This window comes from Pseudomonas putida (assembly GCF_001941965.1).
GTDB lineage: Bacteria > Pseudomonadota > Gammaproteobacteria > Pseudomonadales > Pseudomonadaceae > Aquipseudomonas > Aquipseudomonas putida_L.
Map to the genome: position 1 here is coordinate 80,167 of NZ_MKZO01000025.1, position 18,218 is coordinate 98,384.

Consider the following 18,218-nt stretch of genomic DNA (forward strand, 5'->3'; position numbering starts at 1 on the left):
TATAGCCTGTATCGCAGGAGATAGAGCGGTTTTGTAGGACAATCCGACCAGAATTGGCAATTTAATCCGTTTGATGTTGCAGGTGTTTTCCTAACATGCCTGATGTTCCACGGGCGCGACGCAGGCCTGCCAGGCCCGGGTGAAGTCGCGCAACCGGCCTTGCGGCTGGAAAATCTGACGCCAGATTTTTGCCAGCCCGAGCAGATCGTCGGCTTCCGGCAAACGGGGCGCCTGCTCTTCGATCAGCATCCATGCGATGGCGGTGGCGTAGCGCAGGTTCACCGTCAGTTCCAGGTGCGGGCCGTTGAGAAAAGCATGCTGACTAGCCAGACCGCGGACCAGACTCGCCAGTTCCGGATCGCGGGCAAGAAAGTCGTCCCAGACCGCTTGATGACGCAATGCGCCAATTCGATACAAGCCGTTTCCACGGCGATCGTGAAGGGCCGCGCCAAGGGCCGACTGGCTGGCCGCTACCCCGAGCAACAAGGCTTCGGCGCAGGGGCTATGGCGGTCCAGGTAGATCAGCGTCGGCCGGATCACGTATTGGCTCAACTCGCTCGCGGCGATACCCATGATGCCCTCGAACAGGAAAATGGCCGGCAGGTCGCTGGTGCTTGGCAGCAGGGTGGATCGGGGTCAGGCCCGCCGGAAGCGGACAGGTCCGCTTGAGTTGAAGTGTAGTGTCATATTCCGGCTGTAAAGGGCTGTTTTTAAATCGTTTCCGGCATGAGGGCATAAGCCATATACCGAACCGGACTTAAAAAGGCGGGGCGTTTCAGGCGATGCGCGAGGGTGGGGCGGATAGCGAAAGCCCCTCGAATGAGGGGCTTTGAAGTGAGTGTTCCATCAGGCGACGAGCGCCTGACGGGTCCGGTCGATCACCGCCTGCAGCGGCTCGGCACCGGTGTACTGCTCGGGGTACAGGCGTTCGCTGTGCTGGGCGATGCCGTGTTCGTCGACCAGGGTGAAGCTGAAGCTGTTCTTGCGCGAGGCAAGGATGATGCAGTTCAGCGGCGCGAAGGCCTGGGAGAGGGTGCGGATGGCCGCTTGGGTGTGGCTGTTGTGAGTCATCATTGTTTGGACGTTCCTGCATTAGATACGGCAAGTTTGAGCCGTATATATTTCAAACGTTCCAGTGACGCGAGTATTAAGGCTTGCTCGTGCAAAACCCTTGGACGTGCGGCAGAACCCCTGGAACAGGGCAGCCAGTGAATGAGCGCAATATAGATGGTGGCGCCTTGGGCTGACTGGTAGGTACTTCGGAAGACGGGCAACACGCCAGGGCAATAGGTTCTGCGCCTCTGGGTGAGGATCCTGTTCAGTCTGCTGGAGGGCTCGGCAGGGCGGTATGGATGTGCCTGGTGAGCTTTTTCGGTTGGCGGGTCCTGGTTTCAGCAGGAAAGCCCGTGAGTGTAGGGCAATGCTGCAAGGACCGCTTTGGCCAGAATTGACTTTCAGCTTGGTACTAACGGCGGCGAAGATACTCGCTTCCGCTCTCGCTGGCAAGTACTTTCATCTTCCATCCGGCGAGCCGAGCATTATCTCCATTTTACCGGTCTCTGGGAAGCCCCATGGCTCATTGCCAATGGCCGCGATGGTGCGTCTGATCGCCTCGCTTTGGGGCGTTTGTACACACTTGGGGCGACTGCTGTCACAACCCGGTCATGGCCCTGCATGGCTCCCCCATTGACCGCTCCGATCTGACAAGTCAATGAAAAAAAACACTTTTTTTAGCTGGTGAAAAAATCGTCAGTTTGAGCGCAGGCCCCATTCCATGGGGGTTTGCGGGGTGCCGGAGGCGGTTGTCCACTGAGTTATCCACAGCTTCTGTGGATTGTCCCGGGCGCTTGCTCTAGGACGGGCGTGCCAGCAGGTCGAAGGCTGTCGGACAATTTTCCGAAGCGGTGGTACTGGCTAAAAAATCACCTCGGAAAGGTCAAGAAAAAAGATCAGAAATTTCTGAAAAAACTTCAGAAATGGCACGGGCGATCGTCGGAAAAATCGGGTAGAGTGCGCGCCCCAAGAAATATCCTGCCTGTTTTTATGAAGTTTCGCGGTCGATCCACCGAGTCAACGCCTGCTGCTCCTTCCACAAAATCCCCCGCCGAAGCCAAGCGCTTTTCGCTGAAGGTCGCCCTGTGGCTGCTCGACAGCCCGCGCCTGGGCGACAAGCCCAAGGTCAAGCATTTTGCCGGGCGCCTGCTCAAGCAACCGGCGCGCGAAGGCGTGGTGGTCGCGCAAAGCCGTTTGGGGCAGATGCTCTGCCGCGAGTGCGGCAATGCCCGCGACCGTCGCATCGGTCACGAGCTGCTGCGCCAGGCGGCCCGCGCCGGCGACTCCAGTGCCCAGCTAGAGCTGGAGGAATTGCTGCGCGACTGAGCAGCCCGACTGATAAGCTCTGCGGGATTTTTTCCGAGGGTTGAGCATGCTGTCGATGGTTGCAATGGATCTGACCAGCCTGGTGCTGGGTATGTTGCTGGCGGCGGTGCCGGCGACCGTGGTGCTGGTGCGCTGGCAGCGCCAGCACAGCGAACGCCAGGCGCAACTGGCCTTGCAGGAAGAGCGCCTGAGCGGTGCCTTGCTCGCCCAGGAAGGCCTGCAGGCGCAACTGGACGCCAGCCGCGACGAAATCAGCGATCTCAGCCAGGCCAACAGCGCCAAGCAGGCCAGCCTCGCGGCCCAGGCCCGGGAACTGGACCTGCTGCAGATCGACCGCGACAACGCCCGTGATGCCGCCCACGCCTGGAACCTCGAACGCAGCGCCCGTGAAGCCGAACTGCGCCGCCTCGACGCCCGCTGCGCCGCCCTCGAGGCCGAACTGCGCGAGCAGCAGGACAGCCACCAGCAGCGCCTCGCCGACCTTCAAGGCTCGCGGGACGAACTGCGCGCCCAGTTCGCCGAGATGGCCACGAAGATCTTCGATGAACGCGAGCAGCGCTTCGCCCAGACCAGCCAGCAGCACCTCGGGCAGTTGCTCGACCCGCTCAAGGAGCGCATCCAGGCCTTCGAAAAGCGCGTGGAAGAAAGCTACCAGCAGGAAGCCCGCGAGCGTTTCTCCCTGGGCAAGGAGCTGGAGCGCCTGCAGCAGCTCAACCTGCGCCTGAGCGACGAGGCCACCAATCTGACCCAGGCCCTCAAGGGCCAGAAGACCCAGGGCAACTGGGGCGAGTTGATCCTGGAAAAGGTCCTCGAACACGCCGGCCTGGAAAAAGGCCGCGAATACCAGACCCAGGTCAGCCTGAAGAGCGCCGATGGCGAGCGTTACCAGCCCGACGTGCTGATCATGCTGCCCGGCGACAAGCAGGTGGTGGTGGACTCCAAGGTCAGCCTGACCGCCTACCAGCAGTTCATTGGGGCCAGCGAGGACGATGTCGCCCAGGCCGCCCTCAAGCAGCACGTGCACTCCCTGCGTAGCCACGTCAAAGGCCTGTCGAGCAAGGACTACAACCGCCTCGACGGCCTCACCAGCCTGGATTTCGTCCTGCTCTTCGTACCTATCGAAGCGGCGTTCTCGGCTGCCCTGCAAGCCGAGCCGGGTCTGTTCCAGGAAGCCTTCGACCGGCAGATCGTGATCGTCAGCCCGACCACCCTGCTGGCCACCCTGCGGGTCATCGACAGCCTGTGGAAGCAGGAGCGGCAGAGCCAGAACGCCCGGGAAATCGCCGAGCGGGCGGGGTGGCTGTACGACAAGTTCGTGCTGTTCATCCAGGACCTGGACGAGCTGGGCAACCGCCTGCAGCAGGTTGACAAGGCCTATGCGGCGGCGCGCAACAAGCTCTGCGAAGGGCGTGGCAACCTGATCAGCCGCAGCGAACAGCTCAAGCTGCTCGGTGCCCGGGCCAGCAAGAGCCTGCCGGGGGACCTGCTGGAGCGGGCCATGGCCGGGGAGGGCAACCCGGCCAACGACGGGCTTATTGCACCAGGCTCAGATGGCGATTGAGCAGAGCGCGCAGGGCCGCCGGCTTGACTGGTTTGCTGAGGAAATCGAGGCCGGCGGCATGCACCTTGGCCATGGTCTCGCCATGCCCGTCGGCGCTGATCACCACCCCTGGCACCGGCTCGCCCAGGCGCGTGCGTAGCCAGGCCATCAGTTCGGTACCGATCTCGCCCTCGTCGAGGTGATAGTCCACCAGCGCCAGGTGCGGGCGCAGGCCCTGGTCGAGCAGCGCTGCGCATTCCTCGCGGTTGCGTGCGGTGGACACCTGGCAGCCCCAGCGGCTGAGCAGGCTGTTCATGCCGATCAGGATGCTGTCCTCGTTGTCCACGCACAGCACCTGCAGGCCGGCCAGCGGCTGGCCGGCCTGTTCCGGGGTCTTCACCGGCTCCGGTGTGCGGGCCGTGGCCAGCGGCACGCTGACGCGGAACACGCTGCCCTTGCCGCTCCATGAGCGTACTTCCAGCGGATGGCCGAGCACCTTGCACAGGCCGTCGGCGATCGCCAGACCGAGGCCCAGGCCTTTCTCGGCGCGGGTCTGGTGGCTGTCGAGGCGCTTGAATTCTTCGAAGATCACTTGCAGCTTGTCGTCGGCGATGCCCGGGCCGCGGTCCCAGACTTCCAGCCACAGATGGCCCTGGCTGCGGCGCACGCCCAGCAGGATCGGGCTCTTGCCGTAGCGGAAGGCGTTGGTCAGGAAGTTCTGCAGGATCCGTCGCAGCAGCTTCATGTCGCTGTGCACCCGCAACTGGCTGCCGCGCACGCGGAAGTCCAGGCCCTGTTCGCGGGCCAGGACCTTGAACTCGGCGCCGAGGGTGTCGAACAGCTCGCTGAGGGCGAAGGGCTTGGCGTCCGGGGTGATCTTGCCGTTTTCCAGGCGCGATATATCCAGCAGGTCGCTGATCAGCTCTTCCGCCGAGCGCAGCGAGCTGTCCATGTGCCGGACCAGTTGCTGGGCCTCGTCGGACAGGCCTTCGGCCTGGTGCGAGAGGGCGGCGGAGAACAGCCGGGCGGCGTTCAGCGGCTGCATCAGGTCATGGCTGACCGCGGCGAGGAAGCGCGTCTTGGACTTGTTCGCCGCTTCCGCATGGCTCTTCGCCTCGGTCAGCGCCAGGTTCAGTTGCGACAGTTCACGGGTGCGCTCGGCCACGCGCTGTTCGAGGCTTTCGTTGGAGTCCTTGAGCAGTTGCTCGGCTTCGCGGAACGGGGTGATGTCGGTGAAGCTCATGACGAAGCCGCCGCCGGGCATCGGGTTGCCGATCAGCTCGATGACCCGGCCATTGGGGAACAGGCGCTCGGAAGTATGCGCGCGGCCCTGGCGCATCCAGTGCAGGCGCCGGGCCACATGGACCTGGGCCTCGCCGGGCCCGCACAGGCCGCGCTCGGCGTTGTAGCGGATGATATCGGCGATCGGCCGGCCGACGCTGATCAGCCCGTCCGGATAGTTGAACAGCTCCAGGTAACGGCGGTTCCAGGCCACCAGGCGCAGCGACTGGTCGACCACGCTGATGCCCTGGCTGATGTTCTCGATCGCGCCTTGCAGCAGGGCGCGGTTGAACTGCAGCACCTCCGAGGCTTCGTCGGCGATGCGCACCACGTCTTCGAGCTGCATGTCGCGGCCTTCGATGGCCGCCTTGACCACCGCCCGGGTCGACGAGGTGCCGAGCACGCCGGCGAGCAGGCGCTCGGTGTGCTCGATCCATTCGCCGTCGGCGTTCTGGTTGGGGTTGAAGCCCTTGCCCTGGCGGTAGGCGAAGCGGATGAAGCTCTGCCGTGCACGTTCCTCGCCGACGAAGCGTGCGGCGAGGTGCAGCAGGTCGTCGATCTGCACCGCCAGCAGCGAACGGTTGCTCGGCCGCGAGCTGCTCTGCTGGCCGATGAAGCGCCCGGCCTGCCAGTGTTCGGTGACCCGGGTGCGGGACAGGATCGAGACCCAGGCGAAGACCGTGAAGTTGCCGGCCAGGGACAGCACCACGCCCTGGGTCAGCGGGGTGATTGGCAGGCCCAGCGGATTGCCGTCCAGCCAGGTCAGGCCGGGGAACAGGGTCAGCGGCCAGCCCAGGCTATGGGCGGCGATCGGCAGGACCAGGGTGTAGAACCACAGGAAGGTGCCGGTGGCCAGGCCAGCGAACACGCCGCGGCGGTTGGCCTGCTTCCAGTACAGCGCGCCGAGCATGGCCGGTGTGAGCTGGGTCACGGCGGCGAAGGCGATCTGGCCGATGGTGGCCAGGCTCGCGGTGGAGCCGAGCAGGCGGTAGCTGACATAGGCGAGCAGGAGGATGACCACGATGGTCACCCGGCGCACTGTCAGCATCCAGCTGCGGAACGCCTCGAACGGTCGCTCGGCGTTGTTGCGGCGCAGCAGCCAGGGCAGCAGCATGTCGTTGGAGACCATGGTCGACAGCGCCACCGCCTCGACGATGACCATGCCGGTGGCCGCCGAGGCGCCGCCGATAAAGGCCAGCAGGGCCAGGCTCGGGTGGGCCTCGGCCAGGGGCAGGCTGATCACGAAGGAGTCGGAGATCACCGAGCCGGGCAGGAGCATCTGCCCGGCCAGGGCGATGGGCACCACGAACAGCGCGGCCAGCACCAGGTACATCGGGAACACCCAGCGCGCCAGGCGCATGTCCTGCGGCTCGATGTTCTCCACCACGGTGACCTGAAACTGCCGCGGCAGGCAGATGATCGCCATCATCGCCACGCCGGTCTGGACGATCATCGACGGCCAGTTGATGGTTTCCTGCCAGTAGCTGTCCAGCGCCGGGGCGACCCGGGCCTGGCTGAACAGGTCGTCGAAGCCGTCGTACAGGTTGAACACCACGAAGGCGCCGACGGCGAGGAAGGCCAGCAGCTTGACGATGGCCTCGAAGGCGATGGCCAGGACCATGCCGCGGTGGTGCTCGGTCACGTCCAGGCTGCGGGTGCCGAAAACGATGGAGAACAGCGCCAGGACCAGCGAGATCACCAGCGCCGTGTCCTGCACCCGGCTGCCGGTGGCGTCGGCGTTGGCGCCGATCAGCAGGTTGACGCCGAGGACGATGCCTTTCAGTTGCAGGGCGATGTAGGGCAGCACGCCGACCAGGCAGATCAGCGCGACCACCACCGCCAGGGTTTGGGACTTGCCGTAGCGCGCGGCAATGAAGTCGGCGATGGAGGTGATGTTTTCCTGCTTGCTGATCAGCACCATCTTCTGCAGCACCCAGGGCGCGAAGATCAGCAGCAGCACTGGCCCGAGGTAGATCGGCAGGAAGGCCCAGAGCTGTTCGGCGGCCTGGCCGACCGCGCCGAAGAAGGTCCAGCTGGTGCAGTACACCGCCAGCGACAGGCTGTAGACCCAGGCGCGCAAGCGAGGTGGCAGGGGCGTGCCGCGGCGATCGCCGTAGAAGGCAATGGCGAACATGATGGCCATATAGACCAGGGCGACCCCGGCGATCAGCCCGCTGGACAACGACATGAAGACTCCGAACGAAAAAAACCACCTCGATCAATCAGTCTGGCATGCCGCCCGGGCTTCGTCAGCGCCGACCAAAGTCGCGGTGGCAGGACGTCGCAGGGAAAGGGCATTGCAGACGCCTCACGGCGGATTTGCCGGGTTGTTTATAGGTAAAACCGATAACAGATAGAGAAAATAACCGTTATATGGATATTCCTTTTGGTTGTAGCGTGGTGATCACCTCATGAGAGGACAGGAGACAGATCATCATGCCTTGCCAGACCGCCGTTCACGCTTTGCGCCCGTTCAATCAGCTGGCCCACCCGCGGGAGGTGATTCGCCAATTCACCCCCAACTGGTTCGCTGTGGTCATGGGCACCGGCGTGCTGGCGCTGGCCTTGCCCCAGGCTTTTGCGGGGCTGCATGGCGTGGCGGAAGCACTGTGGTGGCTGGCGAGCGGATTGTTCGTGCTGTTCAGCGTCCTGTATGGCGCGCGCTGGCTGATGTTCTTCCATGAAGCGCGGCGGATCTTCGCCCACTCCACGGTCTCGATGTTCTTCGGCACCATTCCCATGGGGCTGGCGACGCTGCTCAACGGTGCGCTGGTATTCGGCCTGGCGCGCTTTGGCGACGGCCTTCTGCCGTGGATCGAAGCGCTGTGGTGGATCGATGTGGGGCTGGCCCTGCTGTGTGGCGTGGCGATTCCCTTCCTGATGTTCACCCGCCAGGAGCACAGCATCGACCAGATGACGGCGGTGTGGCTGTTGCCGGTGGTGGCTGCGGAAGTGGCGGCGGCCAGCGGTGGCCTGCTGGCGCCGCATTTGGCGGACAGTGCGCGGCAGTTGCAGATGCTGGTCACCAGCTATGTGCTGTGGGCGGTGTCGTTGCCGGTGGCGTTCAGCATCCTGACCATCCTGATCCTGCGCATGGCCCTGCATAAGTTGCCGCCGGCGCATATGGCGGCGTCGAGCTGGCTGGCCCTGGGGCCGATCGGGACCGGGGCGCTGGGGATGTTGCTGCTGGGCGGGGATGCGCCGGCGATCTTTGCCGCCAATGGTCTGCACGGCTTTGGCGAGACGGCCCGGGGGCTGGGGCTGATTGCCGGGATCGTGCTCTGGGGCTGCGGGTTCTGGTGGTTGCTGACGGCGCTGCTGATCACCCTCAAGCATGTGCACCAGGGCATGCCGTTCAACCTCGGCTGGTGGGGCTTTACCTTTCCGCTGGGGGTGTATGCGCTGGCGACCCTGAAGCTCGGGGTGTGGCTGGAACTGGGGTTCTTCAAGGGGATGGGCGCGGTGCTGGTGCTGGCGCTGGTGGGGTTGTGGTCGCTGGTGGGCTGGCGGACCTTGTGCGGGGCCTGGCGTGGGGAGCTATTTGTTTCTCCCTGCATCAAACAGGCTTGAGATTTTGGGGCCGCTTTGCGGCCCTTCGCGGGCAAGCCACGCTCCTACCTTGGAATGCGGTCATCTGTAGGAGCGTGGCTTGCCCGCGAAGGACCGCAAAGCGGTCCCATTGGCCAGAAGCAATGCTTATCCGGCAAAGTGTGGCTTTTCCCGCTTTCGGCGCCTCAAATAACCAACGCCCCGAACAGGTACATGGACGATGAGCCACACCTCGCAGTTCGCCTTGCTGAAGAAGCGTCGCTTCCTGCCCTTCTTCATTACCCAGTCCCTGGGTGCCTTCAACGACAACCTGTACAAGCAGTCGCTGATCCTGGCGATCCTCTACAAGCTGAGCCTCGGTGGTGACGGCTCGATGCTGGTCAACCTCTGCGCCCTGCTGTTCATCCTGCCGTTCTTCCTGTTCTCGGCCCTGGCCGGGCAGTTCGGCGAGAAATACGCCAAGGACGCGCTGATCCGCACCATCAAGCTGGCCGAAGTGGTGATCATGGCCGTCGGTGCCGTGGGCTTTGTCTTCAACCAGCTGTGGCTGCTGCTCCTGGCGCTGTTCGCCATGGGCACCCACTCGGCGCTGTTCGGCCCGGTCAAGTATTCGATCCTGCCCCAGGCCTTGCGTGAAGAAGAACTGGTTGGCGGCAACGGCCTGGTGGAAATGGGCACCTTCCTGGCGATCCTCGCCGGGACCATCGCGGCCGGGGTGATGATGTCCTCCACGGGTTACGCCCCGGTGGTGGCCTGCGGCATCGTCCTCACCGCCGCCCTGGGCTACCTCGCCAGCCGCTTCATTCCCCGCGCCGCCGCGGCGTCGCCGGAACTCAAGCTGCAATGGAACATCTTCTCGCAGACCGCCGCGACCCTGCGCCTGGGCCTCGGCCAGACCCCGGCCGTGTCGCGTTCGATCGTCGGCAACTCGTGGTTCTGGTTCGTCGGCGCCATCTACCTGACCCAGATTCCCGAGTACGCCAAGCTATGGATGCATGGCGACGAAACCGTGGTGACCCTGATCCTCACCCTGTTCTCCGTGGGCATCGCCCTGGGCTCGCTGCTCTGCGAACGCCTCAGCGGGCGCAAGGTGGAAATCGGCCTGGTGCCCTTCGGTTCCTTCGGCCTGACCCTGTTCGGCCTGCTCTGGTGGTGGCACTCCGGGGATATCCCGGCCGCCGCCGCGCCTTATGACTGGCTGGCGCTGCTGGAAATGACCAAGGCGTGGTGGATCCTCCTGTCGATCGTTGGCCTGGGTGTGTTCGGCGGCTTCTATATCGTGCCGCTGTATGCCCTGATCCAGGCCCGTACCGCAGAAGACCAGCGGGCCCGGGTGATCGCTGCGAACAACATCCTCAATGCCCTGTTCATGGTGGTCTCGGCGATCTTCACCATGCTGCTGCTGGGCGTGGCCGGGCTGGAGATTCCCCAGCTGTTCCTTGTGGTGTCGCTGCTGAACATCGCGGTCAATGCCTACATCTTCAAGATCGTCCCGGAATTCAGCATGCGCTTCATGATCTGGCTGCTGAGCCATTCCATGTACCGGGTCAAGCACCGCGACCTGGAGCGGATCCCCGACGAGGGCGCGGCGTTGCTGGTGTGCAACCACGTGTCCTTCGTCGATGCGCTGCTGATCGCCGGGGCGGTGCGCCGGCCGATGCGGTTCGTCATGTACTACAAGATCTACAACCTGCCGGTGCTCAACTTCATCTTCCGCACCGCCGGGGCCATTCCGATTGCCGGGCGCAACGAGGATCGCGCCACCTTCGACCAGGCCTTCGAGCGCATTGCCGCGTACCTGGAGGAGGGCGAGCTGGTGTGCATCTTCCCCGAAGGCAAGCTGACCGGGGATGGCGAGATCGACGAGTTCAAGGGCGGGGTCAGGCTGATCCTCGAGCGCACCCCGGTGCCGGTGATTCCGCTGGCGCTGCAGGGCTTGTGGGGGAGTTTCTTCAGTCGCGATCCGGCCAAGGGCTTTTTCCGCCGCTTCTGGTCGCGGGTGACCCTGGTGGCCGGCGATGCGATTCCTGGCGAGGAAGCGCAGCCGGCGCTGTTGCGCGAACGGGTCGGGGCGTTACGCGGCGAGATTCGCTAGATTCAGCTGGCGCTGACCTTCAGGCCGATCAGACCGGCAATGATCAGCGCCACGCTGGCCAGGCGTACCAGGGCCATGGACTCGCCGAACAGGATGACCCCGGCGATTACCGTGCCGACGGCGCCGACGCCGGTCCAGATGGCATAGGCGGTACCCAGCGGCAACTCCTTCATGGCCAGGCCGAGCAGGCCCAGGCTGATGGCCATGGCGGCGATGGTCAGGACGGTGGGGAGGGGACGGGTGAAGCCGTCGGTGTATTTCAGGCCGACGGCCCAGCCGACTTCGAAAAGGCCGGCGCAGAACAGGATGATCCAGGACATGCTTGGTACTCCATCAGGGTGATGGGGCCGTCCCCGAACGTTCACGCACTGCGTCGCGAGGTCGTCCTCGCAGTGGGCGATATGGTGCACCGTTCTGGTGCCTGGAGCAAACTTCAAGGCTCACATCGAACCCTGTGGGAGCTGGCTTGCCAGCGATTGCGATGGTGAATTCACTGCCGCTATCGCTGGCAAGCCAGCTCCCACAGGTTTATTCAGCGTCCTCGGGACTTTAGATCCCCTGCGGAATCTCTTCCCCACCCAACGCCTCGAACAGCGCCGGCAGGAATTCGGTGAAGGTCAGCATCATCAGGGTGAAGCTGGCATCCAGTTGGCCCAGCGCTTCCTCGCCGCCATCTTCCTCGGCCTGGTCCTGCAGCAGTTCTTCGAACTTCAGGCGCTTGATCACCGTCTTGTCATCGAGCACGAAGGACAACTTGTCCTGCCAGGCCAGGGCCAGCTGGGTCACCTGCTTGCCGGTGCCCAGGTGCATCTGGATCTCTTCGCTGGTCAGGTCCTGGCGCTTGCAACGGACGATGCCGCCATCTTCGTGGGTATCACGCAGCTCGCACTCGTCCAGAACGTGGAAGTCCGGCGCGGCCTGCTGGTTCTTCACCCAGTCGGTCATGGTGGCGCTCGGGGCGATCTTCACGGTCACCGGACGTACCGGCAGCGAGCCCATCACTTCACGCAGGGTCGAGAGCAGGTCTTCGGCACGCTTGGCGCTGGCCGAGTTGACCAGGATCAGGCCGAGCTTCGGCGCGATGGCGGCGAAGATCATCGCCCGGCGAATGAACGCACGAGGCAGGAAGGCCTGGACGATCTCGTCCTTGATCTGGTCGCGCTCCTTCTTGTAGACCTTGCGCATCTGCTCGGCCTCGATCTCCTCGACCTTCTCCTTGACCGCGTCGCGCACGACGCTGCCCGGCAGGATGCGTTCTTCCTTGCGCGCGGAAATCAGCAGGAAGTCACCGCTGACATGCACCAGGGGCGCGTCTTCGCCTTTGCCGAACGGGGCGACGAAACCGTAGGTGGTCAACTCCTGGCTGGCGCACGGGCGGGCGGGCTTGCTGGCCAGTGCGGCTTCCAGTGCTTCGGCATCGAACGGAATGTCCTGGGTCAGGCGGTAGCTCAGCAGGTTTTTGAACCACATGGGGCGGATCTCTCCTCTCTATATAAGGGGAGCATTATTCTCCGGCTGACGCTTCCAGGCCAAGCCCGCTAAGTCGTTGGATCGCCTGAAAAAATTTTTTCAAAAAGTGCTTTACAGAGCTTGGGGTGCTCCGTAGAATGCGCGCCACACCGAGACGATGGGTGATTAGCTCAGCCGGGAGAGCATCTGCCTTACAAGCAGAGGGTCGGCGGTTCGATCCCGTCATCACCCACCACTTCTCAGTGTTAGCGCAGCGGTAGTTCAGTCGGTTAGAATACCGGCCTGTCACGCCGGGGGTCGCGGGTTCGAGTCCCGTCCGCTGCGCCATATTCAACTTCCAGGGCCCACTGAACACCCGGAAGTTACAAAGAAAGCGACCTTAGGGTCGCTTTTTTTTTGAGCTGAAAGCTGTAAGCCGCAAGCTGCAAGTCAAAGCAGGCGCGGTGCTGGCGACTTTTTCTTAGGGCTTGCGGCTTAAGGCTTGAAGCTGTTCCATTATGTCGTTCGTCCAGAATCAAACCAGCGCGCTGGTGTCACTTGCCAGCACCTTTTCTGAGCAAGAGATCGACCATGCAGGACGCCAGTATTCCCTCCGCCCCGTTGCTGGGCATTGACCTCGGTACCACCAACAGCCTGATCGCCGTCTGGCAGGAAGGCCGTGCCCAACTCATCCCCAACGCCCTCGGCGATGTGCTGACCCCTTCGGTGGTCAGTGTCGACGAAGACGGCAGCATCCTGGTCGGCCGCGCCGCCCGTTCGCGCCTGACCACCCACCCCGAGCGCAGCGCCGCGGCGTTCAAGCGCTTCATGGGCAGCGACAAGCGCTTCGAGCTGGGCGGCCAGTCGTTCAGCCCGGAAGAGCTCTCGGCCCTGGTGCTGGGTGCGCTGAAACAGGATGCCGAAGCCTTTCTCGGCGTCCCGGTCAACGAGGCGGTGATTTCGGTCCCGGCCTATTTCAGCGACGAACAGCGCAAACGCACGGTCTTCGCCGCCGAACTGGCCGGCCTCAAGGTGCAGCGCCTGATCAACGAACCGACTGCCGCCGCCATGGCCTACGGCCTGCACGAGCAGAAGTTCGAACGCACCCTGATCTTCGACCTCGGTGGCGGCACCTTCGACGTCACCGTGCTGGAATATTCGCTGCCGCTGATCGAGGTGCATGCCTCCACCGGCGACAACTTCCTCGGCGGCGAGGATTTCACTGCCGCGTTGCTGCAAGCCTGCCTGAAGGACTGGCAGCTCGATATCGCGAAGATCGAGCCTCAGGCCCTGGCCACCCTGTGCGATGCCCTTGAACAGCTCAAATGCCGCCTGGCCCAGGGCCCGCAGTCGCTGAGCTGGAAAGGTGCGGGTGAGGTGCGTGAATGGCAACTGGACGAAGCCCGTGCCCAGTCGATCTGGGAGCCGCTGCTGGCGCGCCTGCGCGCACCGATCGAGCAGGCCCTGCGCGATGCCCGCCTGAGCCCGCGTGACCTCGACAGCCTGGTGCTGGTAGGCGGTGCCACGCGCATGCCGGCGGTGCAGCAGATGGTCGCCACCCTGTTCGGGCGCCTGCCGTACCGGCACCTCGATCCGGACACCATCGTCGCCCTCGGCGCCGCCAGCCAGGCGGCCTGCAAGGCGCGGGACGCGGCGATCGAAGAGCTGATCCTGACCGACGTCTGCCCCTACACTCTGGGCATCTCGACCACCCGGGGCGAGGAGGTGCGCGGCGCCTTCTCGCCGATCATCGAGCGCAATACGGTGATCCCGACCTCGAAGGTGCAGCGCTTCTACAGCACCCACCCCGAGCAGAAGGTGATCCGCATCGAGGTGTACCAGGGCGAGCGCCCGTGGGTGCGCGACAACATCTTCATCGATGCCTTCGAGGTGCAGTTGCCCCAGGTCGGGCGCCAGCAGGAACTGGATGTGCGTTTCAGCTACGACATCAACGGCCTGCTGGAAGTGGACGTGACCCTGCTGGAAAGCGGCGAGCGCCACAGTCACAGCATTGACCGCAGCCCCACTGGCCTCGACGAGGAAGCCCGGGCCAACAGCCGTGCGCGCCTGGCCGCGTTGAAGATCCACCCCCGCGACACCTTGCCCAACCGAGCCCTCACGGCCCGTCTGGAGCGGGCCTGGATGCACAGCCTGGGCGAGGAGCGCGAGCGTATCGGCGCCTGGCTGGACGAGTTCAATGCGGTACTCGCCAACCAGCGCGCCGAAGAGATCACCAGCCGTCGCCAGGCTCTAACACGCTTGCTGGACGAGCTCGGCGTTTAGGTTTGAGCTGGCGCAGCAGCGCCTGCAGACCACCGGCTTTCGGGTTCTGCCCGTTGGCCGGCTTGCCGAAGCGACTGGGCAGGATGTCGCCGGGCAGCACCAGGAGTGCCAGCAGGTACAGCGGGATCAGCACCGGCACGATCACCAGGGCGATCCATAGCCAGATCGGCTGCTCGCGGTCGCGCAGGCGGCGGATTCCGGTTCCCAGTGTGCCGACGATGCAGAAGATCGCGGCCAGCACATGCAGCTCGTTCGGCATGAGCGGGATGCTGGCGCCGAACCCGGCCCAGAGCGCCAGCATCAGCCCGTAGTCGCGCCGGCCCAGGCGCCGGTCGATTCTCCAGAACTGCCAGGCCCCGACCGAGTCTTCCGGGGTATTCACTTCCATCATGGCTTCGGCCAGCCCCAGCACTGCGGTCACTGCCAGGCGCAGGCCTGTGCCGTTGGCCGGGTCGTCCTTGGCCATCTGCAGGGTCGCCAGGGCTCGGGAGGCGGGCCAGGCGGTGTTGACCGCTGCCATTTTCTCCAGCGCGTCCAGGGCCAGGTAGAAGGTATCGCTATCCTTGCCTTCCAGCGCCTTGCGCGCCGGGCGCTGGATCTCGCGCTTGGGCAGGTGCTGGCGGAATTGCTCGCACCACGGGTCGTCGCCGGCCACGGCCTGCATCCGGTCAAGCACCTGGCCGCGATCCTCGTCGCTGAAGCGCGGGTGGAAGAACAGCGCGCCGAGGAACAGGGTCATGCTGTAGCGATCGCCGCCGAAGGCCTCGGGGTCACTGCCGAAGGTTCTGAGCAGGAGGTTGTGGCGCGGCAGCCGGGCGTCTGCAAGGACGCTGTCGAGGGTGCAGAGCTCGTCGGCGAGCAGTTCCTGTACCGGGTTGTCGCGGTCCAGGCCAGCCAGCAGCGTCTCGACTGGCGCCCCGGATTCCAGCCATTGGCCGAGCAGGTCGCGGGTCTGGGCGAACGGATGCCCGGCCGGGTAGTCGAGGTTGCGCAGCATCGACGGGGTGATCAGGGCCAGCCAGCGCTCGGGTTGCTCCAGCAGGGCAAGGATGAACAGCCCACGGGCGTGCCAGGTCCACGGATCCTCGGCAGGGTCCGGCGCGCTCAGTTCGAGGTCGCGGTTGGCCAGGCGTCCCAGGTGGTCCAGGGCAAACGGAGCGGGTTGCATCTGGCCGGGGGCGAAATGCTCGAACAGTCGCTGCAGGGCGCGCAGGTCGTAGGCGCGCATGTGCCGCAGCCAGTTGCGGCAGGCGAGGGGGCCGAATTCCTTGCCCAGTGGGCGTGGGAAGTCCGGGTATTTTGCTTCGCTGTGCAGATAGCCACTGAGGGCTAGCGGCACCGGCGCCTCTGTCAGCCAGCGCAGGCGCTGTGCGGCCTGGCGGCGGAAAGCCTTGAGCACCAGTTCCTCGAACAGCTCCGTAGCGTCGGGCGCTTCGCTGATTTCCCGCAGCAGCGCGTCGTTGCCACGGGCCAGGCCCCAGGCGTAGCGGTAAAGGCGTTGCAGGTGTGGCTGCGGATGGTCGTCCAGCAGCAGGGCCAGCAGATTGACCTCGGTGCTGTCATCGAGACGCCAGTCGACGTAGGCGGCAGCCAGGCCATCCAGCTCCGTGCGCCTGGCGATGTACCAGCGCGACAAGGTCTCCGGGGATTGAGCGAAGCTGCCGAAGAGCTGGCCCTGTTCCTCCAGGCCTGGCGGCCAGGCATCGATGTCCTGCTGGCGGTCGAAGGCCTGGACCAGCAGTGGCACGAACTGCGGTTGCTGGCCGTGGCACAGCTCGATCAGCCGGCGCGGCGCCTGCGGATGCTGGAACTCCCAATGCAGCCGCGTCCAGCTGACCAGCGCTTCCGGGACCTGATCCAGGATCGTCGCGTGCTGGGCCAGGAGGAACAGCAGGTCGATATTCTCCGGATCAGCGGCCTGCTGTTCGGCGCAGCGCTCGTACAGGCTCTGGCTGGGCACTTCCGCCTTGGCGAACTGCACCATCAGGCGCTGCACCAGGCTGTCGTCCGCCGGCAGGGGCAGGCAGGTATGCAGGTTGGCGAAGCTGGCGTACTCGAACAGCGGGCGCTGGTGGAACAGGTACTCCAGGGAGTTCAGGTACCACAGGGTTTCCTGCTGGGCGATCGCCGACCACTGGCCCATCAGCCCGGTGGGGAAGGGGTCGGGTTGTTCGAGGTGCTCGAGAAAGCCCTCGATCTCCCGCGCCGCGTCGAAGTCCAGGCGCAGCAGTTGCTGGGACCAGGCCAGGCGTTTGGCGAGCAGGCCTACGCACTCGCGGGAAATCATCCCGCAACTGCGCACGCCTTGCAGCAACGACCAACTGACGTCCTCGAGGGTTTCCAGCGGCAATTGGTCCAATTGGCGGACGAAGGCCTGCCAGGCCGGCGGGTCGTAGCGCCGGGTGCTGTCTTCGAGCAGGGCGCGGAATTCGTCGAGGATGCCCGGTGGGGCTGCGGACTCTGGCTCTTCCCGTGGCGGCTCTTCCCTTGATGGCTCCTCGCGCGCGTGGCGCAGGGCACTTTCATAGGCTTCGCGCAGGGCCTGGAAACCTTCCGGGTCGGTTTCCGGGTGATGTTCCGGCAGGCGCGCGCGGTAGGCGCCGCGAATGGTGTTCTGATCCTTGGTCGGTTCGATGCCAAGGCGGATCCAGCAACTCATGACCAGTTACCTTCGGCGAGGGAGTCGGGTTGTTCCGGCAGGTTCAGTTCCAGGTGCCAGGGCAGGTCGATCAGCGGCGAGTCGGGGTCGTTGCTCAGGCTGGCGATGATGTGCTGGTTCCAGTGCTCGGAGCCCTGGCGTTCCAGTTGCCGGCTGAACTGCTCATCGGGCAGGTCGGAGCAGCCCCACAGGCCGCGGCCGATCACATAGCCCGCCACATAGGACGACCAGCTGCCGTAGTAATGCCGGGCCCGTGCCGCCAGGCGGCCTTGCAGCCAGAGGCTTTCCTCGAAGCTGATCCACTCGTTGCGCAGCCCGCAACGCAGCAGGAAGCCCATCCGTCCCAGATCCCAGGAACGGGTGCCGCCGAAGCCGCAGTCGAGGAAGGTACGCGCGGCGTAGTCGTGGAGGATTCGTTCGCGCAGGCTCAACTGTTCCAGCAGCGTCTGCCACTCGCCGGGCAGTGCGCGCTGATAGCGCCAGTAAGCGGTGTTGAGGTCGGTGGCGTGACCGTTGTCGGCCATGCGCCTGACGATATCGAGCAACTGCTCGCGGGAATCGACGTTCCACGACTCGCCCAGGTTGATCTTGCGTTCTTCGTCGTAATAGTACGGCGAGGTGTAGCTCGCGCCGTTGAGCGCGGCCATTGGCGCTGACAAGGCATAGAGCCAGCGCTGTTCGATCTCTTCCATGAAGCACTCCGGAGGCGGGACGGACGAATTGTAACCAGACGTTAGAGGCTACGACCACGTCTGCCGCGCTTTGGTGCGGGCCTCACCACGACGGTGCAGCTTTACGCGGGTCCTTGGGGCTAGTCATGACGTTTGTGCTCGCCACGGACCCTGTAGGAGCTGGCTTGCCAGCGATAGGGCCAGACCTGAAAACATCGTTGCCCGGGCTGGCCTCATCGCTGGCAAGCCAGCTCCCACAGTGGTCCGCGTTGCTCTGAGTGCCGGCTTGCGAACAATCTGGCGCGCCCCTTG

11 protein-coding genes, 2 tRNA genes and 1 pseudogene are annotated in these 18,218 nt (G+C 64.5%); 7 read left to right on the forward strand and 7 right to left on the reverse strand.

Features of this window, described 5'->3' with window-relative positions:
• Window positions 1-90: 90 nt before the first annotated feature.
• Together PSEMO_RS14730 and PSEMO_RS14735 are read right to left on the reverse strand one after the other, a co-directional pair.
• Complete coding sequence (locus PSEMO_RS14730; protein ID WP_178392001.1) at window positions 91-573, reverse strand: hypothetical protein; 483 nt, start codon at window positions 571-573, stop codon at window positions 91-93.
• A 273-nt stretch (window positions 574-846) separates the two neighbouring features.
• Entirely contained in the window at window positions 847-1,071 is a 225-nt protein-coding gene (locus tag PSEMO_RS14735) for a hypothetical protein (protein ID WP_075803984.1), read from the reverse strand.
• 972 nt (window positions 1,072-2,043) lie between these two features.
• On the opposite strand from PSEMO_RS14735, the pseudogene PSEMO_RS14740 reads away from it, so the two are divergent.
• Both PSEMO_RS14740 and rmuC read left to right on the forward strand, forming a co-directional pair.
• Window positions 2,044-2,367: pseudogene (locus tag PSEMO_RS14740) on the forward strand (sel1 repeat family protein); the annotation flags it as partial.
• A 67-nt stretch (window positions 2,368-2,434) separates the two neighbouring features.
• Window positions 2,435-3,940, forward strand: coding sequence for a DNA recombination protein RmuC (rmuC, locus tag PSEMO_RS14745; RefSeq protein WP_075803985.1), 1,506 nt, complete (start codon window positions 2,435-2,437; stop codon window positions 3,938-3,940).
• On the opposite strand, the gene PSEMO_RS14750 is transcribed toward rmuC, so the two are convergent.
• Window positions 3,912-7,388 carry a PAS domain-containing hybrid sensor histidine kinase/response regulator gene (locus PSEMO_RS14750; RefSeq protein WP_075803730.1) on the reverse strand — a complete coding sequence of 1,159 codons (3,477 nt, stop codon included), beginning with the start codon at window positions 7,386-7,388 and terminating at the stop codon, window positions 3,912-3,914. The two genes, rmuC and PSEMO_RS14750, sit on opposite strands and share 29 nt — an antisense overlap.
• 248 nt (window positions 7,389-7,636) lie before the next feature.
• Between PSEMO_RS14750 and PSEMO_RS14755 the strand changes: the two genes are divergently transcribed.
• A complete protein-coding gene (locus tag PSEMO_RS14755) occupies window positions 7,637-8,770 on the forward strand; it encodes a TDT family transporter (RefSeq protein ID WP_075803731.1) in 1,134 nt (377 codons plus the stop codon).
• A gap of 199 nt (window positions 8,771-8,969) precedes the next feature.
• The gene (locus tag PSEMO_RS14760) at window positions 8,970-10,844 is read left to right on the forward strand and encodes an MFS transporter (RefSeq protein ID WP_075803732.1); all 1,875 of its coding nucleotides are present in this window, start codon (window positions 8,970-8,972) and stop codon (window positions 10,842-10,844) included.
• Between the two features lie 2 nt (window positions 10,845-10,846).
• Here the strand turns inward: PSEMO_RS14760 and sugE are convergent, their stop codons facing one another.
• Together sugE and rdgC are read right to left on the reverse strand one after the other, a co-directional pair.
• A complete protein-coding gene (gene sugE / locus PSEMO_RS14765) occupies window positions 10,847-11,164 on the reverse strand; it encodes a quaternary ammonium compound efflux SMR transporter SugE (protein WP_009407432.1) in 318 nt (105 codons plus the stop codon).
• Between the two features lie 229 nt (window positions 11,165-11,393).
• The gene (gene rdgC, locus PSEMO_RS14770; protein WP_075803733.1) at window positions 11,394-12,314 is read right to left on the reverse strand and encodes a recombination-associated protein RdgC; all 921 of its coding nucleotides are present in this window, start codon (window positions 12,312-12,314) and stop codon (window positions 11,394-11,396) included.
• 159 nt (window positions 12,315-12,473) lie between these two features.
• On the opposite strand from rdgC, the gene PSEMO_RS14775 reads away from it, so the two are divergent.
• The 3 genes from PSEMO_RS14775 to PSEMO_RS14785 all read left to right on the forward strand — a co-directional run bounded on the left by PSEMO_RS14775 (window position 12,474) and on the right by PSEMO_RS14785 (window position 14,576).
• Window positions 12,474-12,549: transfer RNA gene (locus PSEMO_RS14775), tRNA-Val, on the forward strand.
• A 15-nt stretch (window positions 12,550-12,564) separates the two neighbouring features.
• Window positions 12,565-12,641: transfer RNA gene (locus tag PSEMO_RS14780), tRNA-Asp, on the forward strand.
• A gap of 243 nt (window positions 12,642-12,884) precedes the next feature.
• Entirely contained in the window at window positions 12,885-14,576 is a 1,692-nt protein-coding gene (locus PSEMO_RS14785; protein WP_075803734.1) for a molecular chaperone HscC, read from the forward strand.
• On the opposite strand, the gene PSEMO_RS14790 is transcribed toward PSEMO_RS14785, so the two are convergent.
• Entirely contained in the window at window positions 14,524-17,235 is a 2,712-nt protein-coding gene (locus PSEMO_RS14790; RefSeq protein WP_075803735.1) for a DUF805 domain-containing protein, read from the reverse strand. The genes PSEMO_RS14785 and PSEMO_RS14790 overlap by 53 nt on opposite strands.
• On the reverse strand, window positions 17,232-17,927 hold the full coding sequence (locus PSEMO_RS14795) for a DUF1266 domain-containing protein (RefSeq protein ID WP_075803736.1): 696 nt from the start codon (window positions 17,925-17,927) through the stop codon (window positions 17,232-17,234). Before PSEMO_RS14795 ends, PSEMO_RS14790 begins: the two co-directional genes overlap by 4 nt.
• Window positions 17,928-18,218 lie beyond the last annotated feature (291 nt).

Bases quoted from the DNA above. Each gene is read 5' to 3' on its own strand.
- PSEMO_RS14730 (WP_178392001.1), bottom strand. From the start codon at position 573: ATGGGTATCGCCGCGAGCGAGTTGAGCCAATACGTGATCCGGCCGACG.
- PSEMO_RS14735 (WP_075803984.1), bottom strand. From the start codon at position 1,071: ATGACTCACAACAGCCACACCCAAGCGGCCATCCGCACCCTCTCCCAG.
- rmuC (WP_075803985.1), top strand. From the start codon at position 2,435: ATGGTTGCAATGGATCTGACCAGCCTGGTGCTGGGTATGTTGCTGGCG.
- PSEMO_RS14750 (WP_075803730.1), bottom strand. From the start codon at position 7,388: ATGTCGTTGTCCAGCGGGCTGATCGCCGGGGTCGCCCTGGTCTATATG.
- PSEMO_RS14755 (WP_075803731.1), top strand. From the start codon at position 7,637: ATGCCTTGCCAGACCGCCGTTCACGCTTTGCGCCCGTTCAATCAGCTG.
- PSEMO_RS14760 (WP_075803732.1), top strand. From the start codon at position 8,970: ATGAGCCACACCTCGCAGTTCGCCTTGCTGAAGAAGCGTCGCTTCCTG.
- sugE (WP_009407432.1), bottom strand. From the start codon at position 11,164: ATGTCCTGGATCATCCTGTTCTGCGCCGGCCTTTTCGAAGTCGGCTGG.
- rdgC (WP_075803733.1), bottom strand. From the start codon at position 12,314: ATGTGGTTCAAAAACCTGCTGAGCTACCGCCTGACCCAGGACATTCCG.
- PSEMO_RS14785 (WP_075803734.1), top strand. From the start codon at position 12,885: ATGCAGGACGCCAGTATTCCCTCCGCCCCGTTGCTGGGCATTGACCTC.
- PSEMO_RS14790 (WP_075803735.1), bottom strand. From the start codon at position 17,235: ATGAGTTGCTGGATCCGCCTTGGCATCGAACCGACCAAGGATCAGAAC.
- PSEMO_RS14795 (WP_075803736.1), bottom strand. From the start codon at position 17,927: ATGGAAGAGATCGAACAGCGCTGGCTCTATGCCTTGTCAGCGCCAATG.